Source organism: Streptomyces sp. NPDC046831 (assembly GCF_040645305.1).
In the GTDB taxonomy this organism is placed as follows: domain Bacteria; phylum Actinomycetota; class Actinomycetes; order Streptomycetales; family Streptomycetaceae; genus Streptomyces.
This window is the reverse complement of record NZ_JBEYXZ010000011.1, coordinates 144,283-161,866: the sequence shown is the minus strand read 5'-3', so window position 1 is coordinate 161,866 and position 17,584 is coordinate 144,283. Positions and strand designations below refer to the sequence as shown.

The 17,584-nt window shown below is 74.2% G+C and carries 14 protein-coding genes; 6 read left to right on the top strand and 8 right to left on the bottom strand.

Annotated features, from left to right (window positions below):
* Positions 1 to 417: 417 nt before the first annotated feature.
* A complete protein-coding gene (locus ABZ920_RS12945) occupies positions 418 to 1,884 on the bottom strand; it encodes an amino acid permease (RefSeq protein ID WP_361502619.1) in 1,467 nt (488 codons plus the stop codon).
* A gap of 262 nt (positions 1,885 to 2,146) precedes the next feature.
* On the opposite strand from ABZ920_RS12945, the gene ABZ920_RS12940 reads away from it, so the two are divergent.
* A complete protein-coding gene (locus ABZ920_RS12940) occupies positions 2,147 to 2,890 on the top strand; it encodes a MerR family transcriptional regulator (protein ID WP_361502616.1) in 744 nt (247 codons plus the stop codon).
* Positions 2,891 to 2,898: 8 nt separating this feature from the next.
* On the opposite strand, the gene ABZ920_RS12935 is transcribed toward ABZ920_RS12940, so the two are convergent.
* The 3 genes from ABZ920_RS12935 to ABZ920_RS12925 all read right to left on the bottom strand — a co-directional run bounded on the left by ABZ920_RS12935 (position 2,899) and on the right by ABZ920_RS12925 (position 7,617).
* Positions 2,899 to 5,109 carry a 3-hydroxyacyl-CoA dehydrogenase NAD-binding domain-containing protein gene (locus ABZ920_RS12935; RefSeq protein WP_361502613.1) on the bottom strand — a complete coding sequence of 737 codons (2,211 nt, stop codon included), beginning with the start codon at positions 5,107 to 5,109 and terminating at the stop codon, positions 2,899 to 2,901.
* 46 nt (positions 5,110 to 5,155) lie between these two features.
* Entirely contained in the window at positions 5,156 to 6,370 is a 1,215-nt protein-coding gene (locus ABZ920_RS12930; protein ID WP_361502611.1) for an acetyl-CoA C-acetyltransferase, read from the bottom strand.
* Between the two features lie 74 nt (positions 6,371 to 6,444).
* Complete coding sequence (locus ABZ920_RS12925; protein WP_361502608.1) at positions 6,445 to 7,617, bottom strand: CaiB/BaiF CoA-transferase family protein; 1,173 nt, start codon at positions 7,615 to 7,617, stop codon at positions 6,445 to 6,447.
* Positions 7,618 to 8,021: 404 nt separating this feature from the next.
* On the opposite strand from ABZ920_RS12925, the gene ABZ920_RS12920 reads away from it, so the two are divergent.
* Entirely contained in the window at positions 8,022 to 9,206 is a 1,185-nt protein-coding gene (locus ABZ920_RS12920; RefSeq protein ID WP_361502605.1) for a saccharopine dehydrogenase NADP-binding domain-containing protein, read from the top strand.
* A gap of 378 nt (positions 9,207 to 9,584) precedes the next feature.
* Here the strand turns inward: ABZ920_RS12920 and ABZ920_RS12915 are convergent, their stop codons facing one another.
* The gene (locus tag ABZ920_RS12915; protein WP_361502602.1) at positions 9,585 to 9,731 is read right to left on the bottom strand and encodes a hypothetical protein; all 147 of its coding nucleotides are present in this window, start codon (positions 9,729 to 9,731) and stop codon (positions 9,585 to 9,587) included.
* Positions 9,732 to 9,936: 205 nt separating this feature from the next.
* Entirely contained in the window at positions 9,937 to 10,647 is a 711-nt protein-coding gene (locus ABZ920_RS12910) for an endonuclease V (RefSeq protein WP_361502599.1), read from the bottom strand.
* Between the two features lie 558 nt (positions 10,648 to 11,205).
* Between ABZ920_RS12910 and ABZ920_RS12905 the strand changes: the two genes are divergently transcribed.
* Positions 11,206 to 11,622 (top strand): SsgA family sporulation/cell division regulator, encoded by a 417-nt coding sequence (locus ABZ920_RS12905; RefSeq protein WP_361502596.1) that lies wholly within the window; start codon positions 11,206 to 11,208, stop codon positions 11,620 to 11,622.
* Between the two features lie 259 nt (positions 11,623 to 11,881).
* On the opposite strand, the gene ABZ920_RS12900 is transcribed toward ABZ920_RS12905, so the two are convergent.
* Positions 11,882 to 12,556 (bottom strand): GPP34 family phosphoprotein, encoded by a 675-nt coding sequence (locus ABZ920_RS12900; RefSeq protein WP_361502593.1) that lies wholly within the window; start codon positions 12,554 to 12,556, stop codon positions 11,882 to 11,884.
* A gap of 316 nt (positions 12,557 to 12,872) precedes the next feature.
* Here ABZ920_RS12900 and ABZ920_RS12895 point away from each other — a divergent pair, with 316 nt between their 5' ends.
* The 3 genes from ABZ920_RS12895 (at position 12,873) to ABZ920_RS12885 (ending at position 16,723) form a co-directional block, all read left to right on the top strand.
* Positions 12,873 to 14,498, top strand: coding sequence for an ABC-F family ATP-binding cassette domain-containing protein (locus ABZ920_RS12895; protein WP_361502591.1), 1,626 nt, complete (start codon positions 12,873 to 12,875; stop codon positions 14,496 to 14,498).
* Positions 14,499 to 14,749: 251 nt separating this feature from the next.
* Entirely contained in the window at positions 14,750 to 15,526 is a 777-nt protein-coding gene (ddaH, locus tag ABZ920_RS12890; protein WP_361502588.1) for a dimethylargininase, read from the top strand.
* A 219-nt stretch (positions 15,527 to 15,745) separates the two neighbouring features.
* Positions 15,746 to 16,723, top strand: a complete 978-nt coding sequence (locus ABZ920_RS12885; protein ID WP_361502585.1) for an acyl-ACP desaturase — start codon at positions 15,746 to 15,748, stop codon at positions 16,721 to 16,723.
* Positions 16,724 to 16,739: 16 nt separating this feature from the next.
* On the opposite strand, the gene ABZ920_RS12880 is transcribed toward ABZ920_RS12885, so the two are convergent.
* Entirely contained in the window at positions 16,740 to 16,985 is a 246-nt protein-coding gene (locus ABZ920_RS12880; RefSeq protein ID WP_361502582.1) for a WhiB family transcriptional regulator, read from the bottom strand.
* Positions 16,986 to 17,584: the final 599 nt, after the last annotated feature.

The window sequence follows — 17,584 nt, the reverse complement described above, 5'->3', positions numbered from 1 at the left end:
CGCGCACGCCCCCACCCCGCCGCCTGCGACGAACGGCGTGCACGCGCGCTGACCGCGGGCGGGGTGGTCCCGGGGCGGCACCCGGGCCCCGGGACCACTCGGCGCCATCCGTGCACCGCACGGCGACGCTCTGCGCCGCCCGTCGCGGTCCCGGTCGGATCCGGGGCCGCGTCCGCAGGCCGCCCGGGGCACGCGCGGCCGGGACGGCCCGGAGCCCGTCCCGTGGGTCACCCGGACACCGGCCGGCCGGGACGCGCCGGACCGCCGCGGAGCCGGGTCCGTCCGGGCACCCCCGGTATCGCACGACCCGGACGGGGCGAGCCGAGCGCTGCCGGGGCCGGCGTCGCTCGTCCCCGCGCCGGCGGAACCCGGCCCGGCGGGCGGCCCCGGGGCCCGGGGGCGGGCGCCGGCCACCGGCTACCCGCCGAACCGGGACAGCTCCTGGTCGGCCGTGCGCGCGACGCGGCGGCGGACGCCGAACCAGCCGGCCACCAGCAGGACGGCGATCACCGGCAGGAGCAGCAGGGTCTTGCGGCCGACGTCGGGGTCGTCGGCCATCATGCCGAGGCAGGCCAGCAGGAAGGCGATCGTGACGACCTCGGTGACCGGGCTGCCGGGCAGCCGGAAGTGCGGCCGGGTGACCAGGCCCGCCCTGGCCCGGCGGACGAACACCAGGTGGGAGATCATGATGATCACCCAGGTGCTGACGATGCCGAGGGAGGCGACGTTCAGCACGATCTCGAAGGCCTTGCTCGGTACGAGGTAGTTCAGGCCGACGCCGAGCACGCAGACCGCGCAGGTCAGCAGGATGCCGCCGTAGGGCACCTGGCTGCGGCTCATCACGCGGGTGAACTTCGGCGCGGACCCGGCCACGGCCATGGAGCGCAGGATGCGGCCGGTGGAGTACAGGCCGGAGTTCAGCGACGACATGGCGGCGGTGAGGACCACCAGGTTCATGACGTCGCCGGCCGCCGGGACGCCGATCCGGGACAGGACCGTGACGAAGGGGCTCTCGTCGCCCGAGTAGACCGAGCCGGGCAGCAGCAGGGCCAGCAGCACGACGGAGCCGCAGTAGAACAGCCCCACCCGCCACATGATCGAGTTCACCGCGCGCGGGACGACCTTCTCCGGCTCGGCGGTCTCGCCCGCGGCGACGCCGACCAGCTCCAGGGCCGCGTAGGCGAAGATCACGCCCTGCATGACCAGCACGACGGGCATCATGCCGTGCGGGAGGACGCCGCCGTTGTCGGAGACGACGCTCCAGCCCGGGCTCCGGCCTCCGACATCGGCCTGCGTGGCCAGCAGGAAGATGCCGATCAGCATGAAGGCGACCAGGGTGGCCACCTTGACGATCGCGAACCAGAACTCCATCTCGCCGAAGATCTTGACCGAGATCAGGTTCACCGCGAGGACCACGGCGAGCGCGACCAGCGCCAGCACCCACTGCGGGACGGGCGTGAACAGGCTCCAGTAGTGCGTGTAGAGCGCGATCGCGGTGATGTCGGCTATGCCGGTGGTCGACCAGTTCAGGAAGTACATCCAGCCGGCGACGTAGGCGCCCTTCTCCCCGAGGAACTCGCGCGCGTAGGACACGAACGACCCGGACGAGGGCCGGTAGAGCACCAGCTCGCCGAGGGCCCGGACGACGAAGAAGGCGAAGACGCCGCAGACGAGGTAGGCCAGGGCGAGGGCCGGTCCCGCGCTGTGCAGGCGGCCGCCGGCGCCGAGGAAGAGCCCGGTTCCGATCGCACCCCCGATGGCGATCATGTTGACGTGGCGGTGCTTGAGGTCCTTGCTGTATCCGGCGTCGCCCGCGTCGGCGGGTGTCCCGGTCGCCTGGGGGTGGTCGGCGACCTGTGCCGTGTGCGCGGAGTCCTTGCTCACGGGTGGTTCCACTTCCTGGTGTTCCGGGCCGAGTGGGCCCGGCGGTCCGTACGTGCCCCGGCCCGCACCGCCCTTCACGGCACAGGCCAGGGCAACAGCCTCCCAGGGAGATCACCGCTCACGCGATGGCCGACGTCACAGAGCGGGACTTCTCACACAGTCTGCGCGGAACGGACACGGATGCGCCGACGGCGCCCGGGACGTCGCACGTCACGGCGGTACCGGGTGTCACAGTGGCGGTGGTACAGCGATACTGCTGCACATGACGACCGACACCGGGCAGCCGGCCCTCACGATCGACGAGCTCGCCCGGCGTGCCGGGGTCACGGTGCGCACGGTCCGCTTCTACGGCACCCGCGGTCTGCTGCCGCCCCCGGTGATCGGTCCGCGCCGCGTCGGTCACTACGGCAGCGAGCACCTCGCCCGGCTGGCCCTGATCGAGGAGATGCAGCGGCAGGGCATGACGCTCGCCGCCATCGAGCGCCACCTCAGGCAGCTGCCGCCGGACCTCACCCCGCACGACCTGGCCATCCAGCGCGCGGTCGTCGCGTCCTGGGCGCCGGACACGGTGGAGACGGTGTCACGGCGGGAACTGGAGCGGCGCGCGGACCGGCCCCTCGGCGAGGAGGACCTGCGCCGCCTGGCGGCGATGGACGTGATCGCGCGGGACGGCGAGTCCTTCCGCGTGGACTCCGGTCTGCTGCGGCTCGGCGTGCGGCTGCTGGACGTGCCGCTGGCCCACGAGACCATCCTGGCGGCCCGCACGGTGCTGGTGGAGCACGCGCAGGCGGCGGCGCAGGAGCTGTCGCGGCTGCTGCGGGAGGCGGTGGCCGAGCGCGGCCCGCAGGAGGTGAGGTCCCTGTCCGCCCACATGCACCCCCTGGTCGTGCAGGCGCTGCTGACCACTTTCCAGCGGTCGCTGAAGGAGGAGCTGCGCGGGTGGGTGGACGGCGCACGGCAGGACGACCCCCGGGGTGAGGACCCCGGGGGTGCGTCCGCCGGCTGAGGGGGACGTCAGCGCGCGTCGGTGAAGGTCTGCCCCTTCCGGGCCATCTCCACCAGCAGGGCGGGCGGGTCGAACCGCTCGCCGTAGCGCTCCGCCAGCTCCCGCGCGCGGGCGACGAAGGCGGGCAGGCCGGTACCCGCCGGGGCGGCGCCCTCTTCCCCGGGGACGCCCTCGTAGCCGTTGATGTACTGCAGCACGCCGCCGGTCCAGCCGGGGAAGCCGATGCCGAGGAGGGAGCCGACGTTGGCGTCGGCGACGGAGGTCAGGACGCCCTCCTCCAGCAGCCGGACGGTGTCGAGGGCCTCCGCGAAGAGCATGCGCTCCTGCATGTCCCGGAACGGGATCCGGTGGCCGGGCCGGGTGAAGTGCTCCCGCAGCCCCGGCCACAGGCCGGCCCGCTTGCCGTCGGCGTAGTCGTAGAAACCGGCGCCGCCGCTGCGGCCGGTATGGCCGAACTCGTCCACCATGCGGTCGACGACCGCCTCGGCGGGATGCGCCCGCCAGGTGCCGCCGGCCTCCTCCACGGCCCGCTTGGACTCCTCGCGGATCCGCTTCGGCAGGGTGAGGGTGAGCTCGTCCATCAGGGACAGCACCTTGGCCGGGTAGCCCGCCTGCGCCGCCGCCTGCTCGACGGAGGCCGGCTCGATGCCCTCGCCGACCATGGCCACGCCCTCGTTGATGAAGTGACCGATCACGCGCGAGGTGAAGAAGCCGCGCGAGTCGTTGACGACGATCGGGGTCTTGCCGATCTGCCGGACCAGGTCGAAGGCGCGGGCCAGCGCCTCGTCGCCGGTGCGGCCGCCCTTGATGATCTCCACGAGCGGCATCTTGTCGACCGGTGAGAAGAAGTGCAGGCCGATGAAGTCGCTCTGGCGCTCCACGCCCTCGGCGAGCACGGTGATCGGCAGGGTGGAGGTGTTGGAGCACAGCAGCGCGTCGGGGGCGACGACGTTCTCGATCTCCTGGAACACCTTGTGCTTGAGGGAGGTGTCCTCGAACACCGCCTCGATCACCGCGTCGCATCCGGCGAGGTCCTGCACGTCGGCGGTGGGGTGGATGCGGGCGAGCAGCGCATCGGCCTTCTCGCGGCTGGTGCGGCCCCGGGAGACGGCCTTGGCGCACAGCTGCTCGGAGTATCCCTTGCCCTTGACGGCGGCTTCCAGCGACACGTCCTTCAGGACGACCTCAATGCCGGCGCGGGCGCACGAGTAGGCGATGCCGGCGCCCATCATGCCGGCGCCGAGGACGGCGACCCTGCGGACCTGCCGGGGCTCGATGCCCTGGGGCCGGTTGGCGCCGGAGTTGACGGCCTGCAGGTCGAAGAAGAAGGCCTGGATCATGTTCTTCGAGGTCTGGCCCGCGGCCAGCTCCACGAAGTAGCGGGCCTCGATGACCTGCGCGGTCTCGAAGTCGACCTGGGCGCCCTCGACGGCGGCCGCGAGGATGCTGCGCGGGGCCGGGTAGGGGGCGCCGCCCGTCTGCTTGCGCAGGGTGGCCGGGAAGGCGGGCAGGTTGGCCGCGAACTTGGGGTTGGCCGGGGTGCCGCCGGGGATGCGGTAGCCGGGCCGGTCCCAGGGCTGCTGGGACTCGGGGTGGGCGTCGATGAAGGCGCGGGCCTTGGCGAGCATCTCCTCGCGGCTGCCGGCGACCTCGTCGACGAGCCCGTTGTCGAGGGCGCGGCGCGGGCTGTACTGGGTGCCCTGGAGCAGCACCTTCAGCAGGGCGTCGGCGATGCCGAGCAGGCGCACGGTGCGCACGACGCCACCGCCGCCGGGCAGCAGGCCGAGGGTGACCTCGGGACAGCCGATCTTCGAGCCGGGCGCGTCGAGGGCGACTCGGTGGTGGCAGGCGAGGGCGATCTCGTACCCGCCGCCGAGCGCGGCGCCGTTGAGCGCGGCGACGACCGGCTTGCCCAGGGTCTCGATGCGGCGCAGGTCCCGCTTGACGGCCAGGCCGCCGTCGAACAGTTCCTGCGCGGTGTCGGGCGTGACCCGGATGAGGTCGCGCAGGTCGCCGCCGGCGAAGAAGGTCTTCTTGGCCGAGGTGACGATGACGCCGCGGAGGGAGTCCCGCTCGGCCTCCAGCCGGTCGGCGACCTGGGCGAGCGAGGCCCGGAACGCCTGGTTCATGGTGTTCGCGGACTGGTGGGGGTCGTCGAGGACGAGGGTGACGACGCCGGTGTCGTCCTGTTCCCAGCGGATGGTGGTGCTGTCGGTCATGTGAGGTCTCCGTTGAGGTCTTCTGGTGCCGATGATTCCGCCGGGGTCAGACGCGTTCGACGATCGTCGCGATGCCCATGCCGCCGCCCACGCACAGGGTGGCGAGGCCGTACCGCTTGTCCTGCCGCTCCAGTTCGTCGACGAGGGTGCCGAGGATCATCGCGCCGGTGGCGCCGAGCGGGTGGCCCAGGGCGATGGCGCCGCCGTTGACGTTGACCTTGTCCAGGGACAGGCCCATGTCCTTCACGAACCGCAGCACGACCGCCGCGAAGGCCTCGTTGATCTCGACCAGGTCGATGTCGTCGATCGTGAGCCCGGCCTTCGCGAGGGCCTTGCGGGTGGCGGGCGCGGGCCCGGTGAGCATGATGGTCGGCTCGGAGCCGGAGACGGCCGCGGAGACGATGCGGGCGCGCGGCCGCAGCCCGTAGCGCTCGCCGACCTCCCGGGAGCCGATGGCGACGAGGGAGGCGCCGTCGACGATGCCGGAGGAGTTGCCCGCGTGGTGGACGTGGTCGATCTTCTCGACCCAGTGGTACTTCTGCAGGGCGACCGCGTCGAAGCCGCCGAGCTCGCCGATGTCGGCGAAGGACGGCTTCAGCTTCGCCAGCGAGTCGGCGGTGGTGCCGGGGCGCATGTGCTCGTCGTGGTCGAGGACGACGAGCCCGCTGCGGTCCCTGACGGGGACGACGGAGCGCTCGAAGCGGCCCTCCTTCCAGGCGGTGGCCGCGCGCTCCTGCGACAGGGCGGCGTACTCGTCCACATCCCGCCGGCTGAAGCCCTCGATGGTGGCGATGAGGTCGGCGCCGATGCCCTGCGGCACGAAGTTGACGGCCAGGTTGGTCATCGGGTCGTTGAACCAGGCGCCGCCGTCGGAGGCCATCGGCACACGGGACATCGACTCGACGCCGCCCGCGAGGACGAGGTCCTCCCAGCCGGAGCGGATCTTCGCCGCGGCGAGGTTGACGGCCTCCAGGCCCGAGGCGCAGAAGCGATTCTCCTGCACGCCCGCCACCGTGTCCGGCAGTCCGGCGGCGACGGCGGCGATACGGGCGATGTCGGAGCCCTGGTCGCCGACCGGGCCGACGACGCCGAGCACGATGTCGTCGACGGCGGCCGGGTCCAGGTCCGGGAAGCGGCCCCGGATCTCGTGGATGAGACCGACGACCAGGTCGATGGGCTTGGTGCCGTGCAGGGCGCCGCCGGCCTTGCCGCGCCCGCGCGGGGTGCGGATCGCGTCGTAGACGTACGCTTCGGTGCTCACTGACAAGCCTTTCACTCGGGTGTTCGGGGGCGGTGGGGTCTTCGGGGCCGGACGGGGCGGTCCCCTCTCGGCTCTCAGCGCGTTGCGTGTCCGTTGTCGGCGCCGGCTGCGCGGTCCCGCAGCAGGCGCGGTACGTCCCAGTCCCGGGCCACGGCGGCCGTGCCGGTGCCCGGACGGGCGGGGCCGGTGCGCACGGCGGCGGGGGTCGCGGAGAAGCGGGGCGCGGGCGCGGGCTGGACGATGCCGGCGTGCTCGGTGAAGGTGCCGCGGGCGGCGAGGTGCGGGTGGCGCGGGGCCTCGCGCAGGGACAGCACGGGGGCCACGCAGGCGTCGGAGTCCTCGAAGACGACGGTCCACTCGTCCCGGGTGCGGGTCTTGAAGCGGGCGGCGACGGCCTCGCGCAGGGCCGGCCAGCGGGCGGGGTCGGCGTGGGCCGTGCGCTCCTGCCCGCCGAGGCCGAGCAGGTCCGTGAAGGCGTCGTAGAACCGCGGCTCCAGTGCGCCGACCGCCATGTACCCGCCGTCGGCCGTCTCGTAGGTGCCGTAGTACGGGCAGCCGCCGTCCAGCAGGTTGACCCCGCGGCGGTCCTGCCAGGCGCCCGCGGCGAGCATGCCGTGGATCATGGCGGCCAGATGGGACGCGCCGTCGACGATGGCGGCGTCCACGACCTGGCCGGTCCCGGTCGCGCGGGCGTGGTGGAGGGCGGCGAGGACGCCCACGACGAGGTAGAGCGAGCCGCCCGCGTAGTCGCCGACGAGGTTCGCGGGCACGGCCGGGGGCGCGTCCGGCGCGCCGATCATGCCGAGGGTGCCGGTGAGGGCGAGGTAGGAGATGTCGTGTCCGGCGCGCTGGGCGAGCGGGCCGTCCTGGCCCCATCCGGTCATCCGGCCGTAGACCAGGCGGGGGTTGCGGGCGTGGCAGTCCCCGGGGCCGACGCCGAGGCGTTCGGCGACGCCGGGGCGGTAGCCCTCGATGAGGACGTCGGCGCGTTCGGCCAGGTCGAGGACCGTGGCGGCGCCGTCCGCCGACTTCAGGTCGACGACCACCGAGCGCTTGTTGCGGTTGGTGACGTCGAGGGCGGGGTCGATCCCGAGACCGGCGCCGCCGGGTCGGTCCACGCGGACGACGTCGGCGCCGAGGTCCGCCAGCAGCATGGCGGCGAACGGGCCCGGGCCGATGCCCGCGAGTTCGACCACCCGCACACCGCCGAGCGGCCCGCCCTGTCCTGGCACCCGCTCCGCCGCCATCCGGGACCCCTCACTGTGACACAACCGATGTAACACCAGCGATGCTAGGAACGCCCGTCACCGGGCACAAGAGCAGAACGAGCAACCGCTTAGCCGATTCTCCCGCGCCGCGGTCCTCCGCCGCACTCCGCCGTGCTGTCGCCGTACTCCGTCCGGGTGATTGGCCGGGCGGCCGTCGCGAGCGGGCCGGTTCCGCGCACCGGAGGCCGTCCACCCGGGCGGGACCGCCCAGTCCGGCGGGGGCCGTCCGTCCGCGGGGCGTGTGCGTCCCGCCATCTCCCCCTTCTTCGGGGTGTTTCCGGGCACGGTCACCGCACACCTCCGGGCTCCTCGCACGGCTCCGCACCCCTCACGCTAGCCTCGGCCGACGACAGCGGCGCGGGCTGCGAGGACCGAGGGGTGTCATGAGCAGGCTGAACAACACGGACCGTCCGTACGACATCGTCCTCTTCGGAGCCACCGGCTTCGTGGGGGCGCTCACCGCGGAGTACCTCGCCGCCCACGCGCCCGAGGGACTGCGCTGGGCGATCGCCGCCCGCGACGGGCGGAAGCTCGAGGAGCTGCGCGATCGGCTGCCCGGCGGCTCCGGCGTCGGCGTGCTGCGGGCGGACGTGACCGACCCGGCGTCGCTACGCGAACTCGCCCGCCAGGCCCGCGTGGTGGCCACGACGGTGGGCCCCTACCTGACGTACGGCGAAGAGCTCGTCGCCGCCTGCGCGGACAGCGGCACGGACTACGTGGACCTGACCGGGGAGCCGGAGTTCGTCGACCTGGTGTACGTCCGGCACGACGCACGCGCCCGGGAGACGGGAGCCCGGCTCGTCCACGCCTGCGGGTTCGACTCGATACCGCACGACCTGGGCGTGTACTTCACCGTGCGGCACCTGCCGGAGGGCGTGCCGCTGACCGTGGACGGCTTCGTGCGGGCCGACGGCGCCTTCTCGGGCGGCACGTTCGCCTCGGCGCTCAACCAGTTCGCGCGGGCCCGGCACATGCGCGCCGCCGCCCGGGACCGCGCCCGGCACGAGCCGCGTCTGATGGGGCGGCGGGCGTCCTCGCCGACGGGCGCGCCGCGGTTCGCCGGTGAGGCCAACGCCTGGGCCCTGCCGCTGCCCACCCTCGACCCGCGCGTCGTGGTGCGGTCCGCGCGGGCGCTCGAACGGTACGGCCCGGACTTCCGCTACCGCCACTACGCGGCCGTCGAGCACCTGCCCGTCGCGGCCGGCGGTGCCGTCGCCGTCGCCGCCCTCGCCGCGGCGGCCCAGCTCCCGCCGGCCCGCCGCTGGCTGTCCGGCCGGCTCCGGCCCGGCCAGGGGCCGGACGCCGAGCGGCGCGCCCGCAGCTGGTTCTCGGTGCGCTTCGTCGGCGAGGGCGGCGGCCGGCGGGTGTTCACGGAGGTCGCGGGGGGCGACCCCGGCTACGACGAGACGGCGAAGATGTTCGCCGAGTCGGCGCTCTGCCTGGCCTTCGACGAACTGCCGCCGACGGCCGGCCAGGTCACGACCGCGGTGGCGATGGGCGACGCGCTCACCGACCGCCTGCGCGCGGCGGGCATCACCTTCCGGGTGGCCGCCACCCGGAAGGTGTAGCCGGCACTGTCGCCCGGGGCCCGGGCGGCACCGGGGCTGGCCTGACCGGCACCGGGGAGCGGGCCCGACCGAGGGCTGGCCGGCACCGGGGAGCGGGCCCGGCACCGAGGGCTGGCCGGCACCGGGGAGCGGGCCCGGCACCGAGGGCTGGCCCGCACCCGGAGCCGTCCGGCCGGTGCCCGGCCGGTGCCGGTCGATCCCGGTCAATGCGGTCATTGGGGCCAGAGCCGATCGTTGCCGTTCGGGCCGGTCATCGGGGCCAGCGCCGGTCGTTGCTGTCCGGTCCGGTCATGGGGGCCCGGCGCCGGCCATTGCCGTTCGGCGCCGGTCGTCGCGGTGAGGCGCCGGTCATCGACGGGCGGCGCGGGCCGGCCCTGGCTACAGACGCCACCCCAGCACGGTGTAGAGCATGCCGCCGATCCAGGCGAGTCCCGCCAGCGTGGCGAGCGCGAGGGCGGCGTTGAACGCGCGCTCGACGGGCCGGTCCGGATCGGCGAGGGGCTTCGGGGAACGGTGAGTCGTCATGCGGGCCACCCTGGCGCGGGCGCCCGCACCCCCACATCCGTACGGGTACTCAGACGACGTACTCAGGTCCCACCCGGCGCGCGCTCACCCCTGCGAGACTTCTCGACGCCGTCGAAGTCATCGGCGCGTCCTTGCGGTACCGGGGCGGAAACCTGCGCCGCTGCGCCCTGGAGCCCGGCAGCGGATCGGCCGTCCACGACCCGGACTACCGGGAGGTGGGTGCCCGGCGCGTCGTCGCCTCCTGAAGCGCCCGCCGGCACAACGCGTCGGCCCGGCGGGTCGTCTCCGGCAGGCGGTGGGCCGGGGTGAGCGCGAGGGTGTGGGCGCAGGCGTTGTCCAGGGACACCCGGTGGCCGACGGAGACGAAGATCGGCTTGACGCCGTCCCTGGTGCGCAGGGCGCGCCCGACCTCCTCGTCACCCGCGAGGAGCGGGGAGGCGCTCCCGCGCCGGCTGTCCGGGTCCTCGTAGGTGAAGGTGAACGGGTTCTTGGCGACACCGATCGTCGGCAGCCCCGTGAGCACGCTGAGATGGCCGGCGAGACCGAAGCGGCGGGGGTGGGCCAGGCCGTGACCGTCGCAGACCACCAGACCGGGCGGGCGGGTGAGCGCCTTCAGCGCCACGAGCACGGTCGGGATCTCACGGAAGGCGAGCAGGCCGGGCACGTACGGGAAGGAGATCCGCCCGACGGCCGTGGCCTCGGCGACGACGTCCAGGGTGGCCGCGTCGAGCACGACGGCCGCGGCCGCGACGGCGTCCCGTTCGTCGTCGTAGGCGACGTCGACCCCGGTGACGTGGCCGGTGCCGGGAGGTGGCCCCGGCTCGTCCAGCACCACCCGCGCGCGCAGCGCGTCCTGGACGGCGCGGGCCTGCTCCTCGGTGGCGGGCCAGTTCGCGGGGACGGGTACGGTCGTCATGGTGCTCACGAGCCTAGGGGGCCGCGGCGCGGGAGGTCAGGCGGGGCAGCGCGGACGGTCCGCGGGCAGCGGGCGGGCGACGCTCCACCCCGCGCCCCGGGCCGGCCCTCGCCGAGCGCCTTCGCGCACCGGGTCATCGTCCACCGCAGCCGGGCCGGCCACACCGTCGCCGCCGAGCTGTCCGCCGCGCGAGGAGCGGTGGGAGAGCATCCGTGCCGATCCACACTGCCGCAACCGCAGGCCTCTTTCGCCGGCGGTCCGGCGTTCCCGGGCGCGGGCGCGGGCGGGGACGCGGTCGGGGACGGTCCGTGCGAGACCATGTCGCCGGACCTGGGGCCTTCGGTCGGCCCGTATGCCGGCACCCCGACGCACCTGCGCCGCCGCGGCCCGCGCGGGGGTGCTCCCGCCCCGCCACGGGGCCGCCGCGGCCCGTGGTGGGGCACGGTGACCGAAGTCACCTGTCCCGCGTGTGCACGGACGGACGTATTCCGGCGTCTCCTCAAGTGCCCGGCCTCGTCCGCCCGGACGTCCGTCCAGCCGTCACAAGGGAGCAAGGCGTTGTCCACCGTCATCGAGCAGCCCGTCGAGGCGCGCCTGGTCGCCGCCGCGCCACGGATGTGCACCGTCCGCGCCACACTGCACTACGACCGGACCGACCCGTACGCGGTCCACATGACCTTCCCGGCCCCGGCCACCCTGGCGGGCGAGGAGGTCTGCTGGACGTTCGCCCGCGATCTGCTCGCGGCCGGCCTGCACGAGCCCGAGGGCGACGGTGACGTGCGGGTGCGGCCGTACGGGTTCGAGCGCACCGTGCTGGAGTTCCACGCCCCGGAGGGCACCGCCGTGGTGCACGTCCGCACCGGCGAGATACAGCGTTTCCTCGACGACACGAGCGCGCTGGTGCCCGTCGGCCTGGAGCACCTGCAGCTCGACCTGGACCGTGACCTGGCCGAGCTGATGCGGGACGCCTGCTGACACCCTCCGCGCCGGCCTGGCGCGGCGGGGAGGTTTCCCTGCCGGCACCCGCGCGAGCCACGCACGGCAGGTGTTCCTGAGCGAGCCGCGCGCTGAGCTCCCCGCAGGCCGCAGCCCCCGCAGACGGCACCCGTACGTCTGCCCGGCCCGCGGGTCCCGAGCGGCAGGCCACACCTCTGGCCCGTCCGCCGTCGCAGGCACAGAACGGGCGGCCGGCGGCAGGCCGGGCCGCGGCGGGCCGGGGCGCGGTCGGGGCGGCTCAGCCGGACGCCGGCGCGGCGGCCGCGGCCGCCGTCGCCGCGACGACCGCCGTGCTCACCTCGCGGACGACCCGGCTCAGTGCCGGGGCCGCCGCGCCGCTGCGTTCGGTGAGCTCCTCGATGCGCCGCTGGTGGAGCCTGCGGTCCCGGCCGGGGACGACGGTGCGCAGCCGGCCGGCGGCGGCCAGGGCCACGAGGGCCGCGTCGCGGTCGGACACCTCCGCCGCCGGCCGGGTGTCCTCCAGGACCCGGCGCGCCTCCTCGCGCAGGGCCTCCACGGCGGCGACGCGGGCCAGGACGTGGTCCACCGACGGGAAGACACCGAGGACACGCCGCTTCTCCGCGCGCAGGTACCCCTCGGCGGCGAGCTGCTCCCGCACCGCCACGAGGGTGTACCGGGCCCGCAGCGTGACCCAGGTCTTCCACGGGCGGGGCCGGGACTCGCGGACGAGGTCGAGGAGCCCGTCGAGGACCGGGTCGGCGGTGCGCGCGTCCAGGTCGACGGGCGTGGCGATGCCGTCGACGTCCAGGAGCAGCCCGCGCTGGGCCAGCTCGGTCAGGGCTCCGGCCCGCACCAGGTGGTGCAGGTGGGCGGCGCCGGTCACCCTCAGCCGCGTGGTGTCCCAGGCCAGCAGGTACAGACGGGCCGGCAGCGACAGCGGGCCGTTCGGCACGGGGGCCTCCTTCGCGCGGTGAGCCGGGGCTCACGGTATTCCGTTGACAGCGTCCCCACCCCCTCGTACGGTTTACAGCGGTTCTGTTGCCGTCGATGGGAGAAGGACGTTGCTCGTCTGAGGTTCTGAGACACCGCGTCACACCAGCTCTGGTGTGTGCGTCGCGTGCGACCTCGGCGTTCGAGCCGTCCTTTCCGGATGTCCGGCCCAGGGCTCTTCTTCTGCCCCGTGGCCCCGCGCCCACACGGCTGTCCTCGCCCCGCGGTGTCTCGACACGCGTGTGCCCCCTGACCGCGCCCAGCCATCGCGAGGCCCCATGTCACCTTCCGTCTCCTGCACCTCCCTGTCCTTCGCCTGGCCCGACGGCTCGACCGTCTTCGACGGCCTCGACGTGGCCTTCGGCCCCGGCCGCACCGGCCTGGTCGGCGTCAACGGCTCCGGCAAGTCGACCCTGCTGAAGCTGATCGCGGGCGAGCTCACCCCGTCCGGCGGCGCCGTCCGCGTCGTGGGCGAGGTGGGCCACCTGCCGCAGAACGTCACGCTCGACACCGCGCTGCGCGTCGACGAGGCGCTCGGCATCGCCGCGCAGCGGGCCGCGCTGCACGCCATCGAGGCCGGTGACGTCGCCGAGCGGCACTTCGAGAGCGTCGGCGACGACTGGGACGTCGAGGAGCGCGCCCTGGCCACCCTCGGCGAACTCGGCCTCGGCCACATCTCCCTGGACCGCACCGTCGGCGAGGTCTCGGGCGGCGAGTCGGTGCTGCTGCGCCTCGCCGCGCTGCTGCTGCGCCGCCCGGACGTCCTGCTGCTCGACGAGCCGACCAACAACCTCGACCTGTACGCGCGGCGGCGGCTGTACGCGGCCGTCTCGTCCTGGCCGGGCGTGATGGTGGTGGTCAGCCACGACCGCGAACTCCTCGAACTGGCGGACCAGATCGCGGATCTGCGCTCCGGCGAGGTCACCTGGTACGGCGGCAACTTCTCCGCCTACGAGGAGGCGCTGGCCGTGGAGCAGGAGGCGGCCGAGCGGATGGTCCGGGTCGCCGAGGCCGACGTCAGGCGGCAGAAACGCGAACTGGCCGACGCCCAGGTCAAACTGGCCCGCCGCAAGCGGTACGGCCAGAAGATGCGGGACCAGAAGCGCGAGCCGAAGATCGTCATGGGGGCGCGCAAGCGGGCCGCGCAGGAGTCCGCGGGCAAGCACCGCATCATGCACGAGGAGCGGCTGACCGAGGCCAGGGAGCGGCTCGACGAGGCGGCGGAGGCCGTGCGCGACGACGACGAGATCCGCGTCGACCTGCCGTACACGGCGGTGCCGCCGGGCCGTACCGTCCTCACCCTGCGGAACCTCGAACTGGCCTACGGGGCACGTGTCGAGGGCGGCCTCGATCTGCACGGTCCGGAGCGGATCGCGCTGATCGGGCGCAACGGAGCGGGCAAGACGACGCTGCTGCGCACGGTCGCCGGGGAGATCGAGCCGGTGGCGGGCGAGGTGACGGCGCACGTCCCGCTGCGGTTCCTGCCGCAGCGGCTCGACGTCCTCGACGGCGAGCTGACCGTGGCCCAGAACGTGGCCCGGTTCGCGCCGGGCGCCACCAACAACCTGATCCGGGCCCGGCTGGCCCGCTTCCTGTTCCGGGGCGCACGGGCCGACCAGAAGGCGGCGACCCTGTCCGGCGGCGAGCGGTTCCGGGCGGCGCTGGCGGCGCTGATGCTCGCCGAGCCCGCCCCGCAGCTGCTCATGCTCGACGAGCCGACCAACAACCTCGACATGGCCAGCGTGCGCCAGCTGACGACGGCTCTGGAGTCGTACGAGGGAGCGCTGATCGTGGCGAGCCACGACCTGCCGTTCCTTCAGTCGGCCGGCATCACCCGCTGGCTGGTCCTGGAGGAGGGAGGGCTGAGCGAGACCACGCCGGAAGCGCTCGGGTACACCGGCTGACCGGCATCGCCCGCCCCTGGCCCCGCGGCCCGGGCGGCCGGCCCCGGCCCGGGGCCGGCCGGGGCGGAACCGCAGCGGGTGCGGGCCGGGGGCGGCTCCGCGCCGCGCCCGGCCCGCACCCGGACAGGGGTTCGAGGGAAGGGCACAGGTCCTCGGCGAGAGTTTTGTCGGCACGCGCGGCTGACGCATGATGGCGAACCGGTGCCGTGCTGTCCGGCCCGCAGGAACAGCCCCCGATACGGAGACTTCTCGTGCCCAGCAGGAAAGCCCTCGTCCGCCGCCCCGGTCCGCGCCTCGCCGAGGGCCTGGTGACCCACATCGAGCGGGAGCCGGTCGACGCCGCACGCGCGGCGCGGCAGTGGGAGGCGTACGTGGAGGCGCTGCGGACGCACGGCTGGGAGACGATCGAGGTGGACCCGGCCGACGACTGCCCCGACTCCGTGTTCGTCGAGGACACGGTCGTGATGTTCAGGAACGTGGCGCTGATCACCCGGCCCGGCGCCGAGTCGCGGCGGGAGGAGACCGCCGGGGTCGAGGAGGCCGTGGCCCGCCTGGGCTGCTCGGTGAACTGGATCTGGGAGCCGGGCACGCTGGACGGCGGTGACGTGCTGAAGACCGGCGACACGGTCTACGTCGGCCGCGGCGGACGCACCAACGCGGCCGGCGTGCAGCAGGCGCGGGCCGCCTTCGAACCGCTCGGGGCACGGGTCGTCGCCGTGCCGGTGAGCAGGGTGCTGCACCTGAAGTCGGCGGTGACGGCGCTGCCCGACGGCACCGTCATCGGGCACATCCCGAAGGTGGACACGCCGTCGCTGTACCCCCGGTTCCTGCCGGTGCCCGAGCCGTCCGGCGGGCACGTGGTGCAACTCGGCGGCGGGAAGCTGCTGATGGCGGCGAGCGCGCCCAAGACGGCGGAGCTGCTGGCCGACCTCGGCTTCGAACCGGTCGTGGTCGACATCGGCGAGTTCGAGAAACTGGAGGGCTCCGTGACGTGCCTCTCCGTCCGCTTGCGGGAGTTGTACGCCTGACCTGAGGAAGCACGCTGCCCTGCGGCCTCGGAACCGAGCGGTTCCGGGGCCGTTCCGCACGTCCGTGAACTGCCCGGCTCGACGCTCTGATCAGGCGCTCTTTACGGTGTCCTTAACCTACGGTTTCGTAACCTACGGACTCGTAGCCTACGATCCCGTATGTCCGGCACCGCTCGCCGGACCCGTTCCGCTTCTCCCGCTCGTCCCCCTGGAGTTCACGTGACGATGACTTCCCCGCACCTCGGCAGCCCGTCCTCCGCCTGGACCGACGCACGGCTGCTCCACGCCCTGGAGGAAGTGGTCGAGAAGGAGCTGAACCGGCATCTGAAGGTCGCCAAGGACTGGATGCCGCACGAGTACGTGCCCTGGAGCGACGGCCGCAACTTCCCCGGCCTCTTCGAGGACGGCGAGGCCTGGGACAAGGAGCAGTCCAAGGTCACCGAGATCGGCCGCACCGCGCTCGTGGTGAACCTGCTGACCGAGGACAACCTCCCCAGCTACCACCACGAGATCGCCAGCCTCTTCGGCCGCGACGGCGCCTGGGGCACCTGGGTGCACCGCTGGACGGCCGAGGAGGGCCGGCACGGCATCGTGATGCGCGACTACCTGCTCACCTCGCGTGCGGTCGACCCGGACAAGCTGGAACGATTCCGCATGGCGCACATGAGCGAGGGCTTCGAGTCCGACAACCGCCACTCGATGCTGCACTCGGTCGCGTACGTCGCCTTCCAGGAGCTCGCCACCCGGATCTCGCACCGCAACACCGGCCACCAGTCGGGCGATCCGGTCTGCGACCGGATGCTGACGCGCATCGCCACCGACGAGAACCTGCACATGGTCTTCTACCGCAACCTGCTGAAGGCGGCCTTCGAGATCGCCCCCGACCTGACCATGCGGGCGGTGCGGGACGTGGTCGTCGACTTCCGCATGCCCGGCCACGGCATCCCGGGATTCGAGCGGGCGGCCGCCCAGATGGCCATCGGCGAGGTCTACAACCTGCGCATCCACCACGACGACGTGCTGCAGCCGGTGCTCCGCTTCCTGAAGGTCATGCAGATGGACGGCCTCGGTCCGGAGGGACTGCGGGCACAGGAGGAGCTGGGCGTGTTCCTGGGCGGGCTGGACGCCGAGGCCCGGGCGTTCGACGAGAAGCTGGCGGCCCGCAAGGCGCGGATGGCGGCGCGGTCCGGGGGCTGACCCGCGCCCGCCCGCGCTACCGGCTCACCCGCCTGAGCGCCAGCCGCTCCTTCTCGGACAGGCCGCCCCAGACGCCGAACCGCTCGTCGTTGCGCAGCGCGTAGTCCAGGCAGGCGGAGCGCAGGTCGCACATGCCGCAGATGCGCTTGGCCTCGCGGACGGAGCTGCCCGGTTCGGGGAAGAAGAAGTCCGCCCCGGTCTGCGCGCACAGGGCCTGAGCCTGCCAGGTGGTGTCGGCCGGGGTGATCGTCTCGGTATGCATGAGCGGGATCCTGCCGGGCGGCGTGAAACGTTCGCTCAACGCCGGATCAACGCGGCGTTCAGCCGGCCCGCCCGCGCCCGGCGGCCGGCGCGGCCGCCGCCCGGGGGTGCCGGTGGGGTGAGCTCCCGCCTGTCGACGATGGTCACCCCGGCCCGGCCTCCCAGGCACGGCGGCGCGCCGGAACGGTGTCGGCGCCGCGTACCGCCGGGGCGGCCGGGCCGCCGGGCCCGGGGACCTGGCGGCAGGGGGACACGACGGGCACAGCAGGCACGGCGGGGAGCACCCGCCCCCGCGCCGCCGGGCCCGGCCGGCCTGACGGCAAGGGGACACGGCGGGGCCGGCAGACCCGGCAGAGCCGGCAGGCCTGGCGGGCTCGGTAGACCCGGCAAGCCCGGCCGGCTCAGCAGGCACGGCGGGGCGCACCCGCCCCCGGGCCGCCGGCCCCGGCCGGCCTGGCGACTTGGGGACTCGGCGGGCCCGGCTGACCCGGCGCCCGGCAGGCTCGGCAGACCCGGCGGGCTGAACAGACACCGCTGACCCAGCGGGCTCAGCAGACCCGGCAGACCCGCAGGCCCGGCGGGGCGCACCCACCCCCGAGC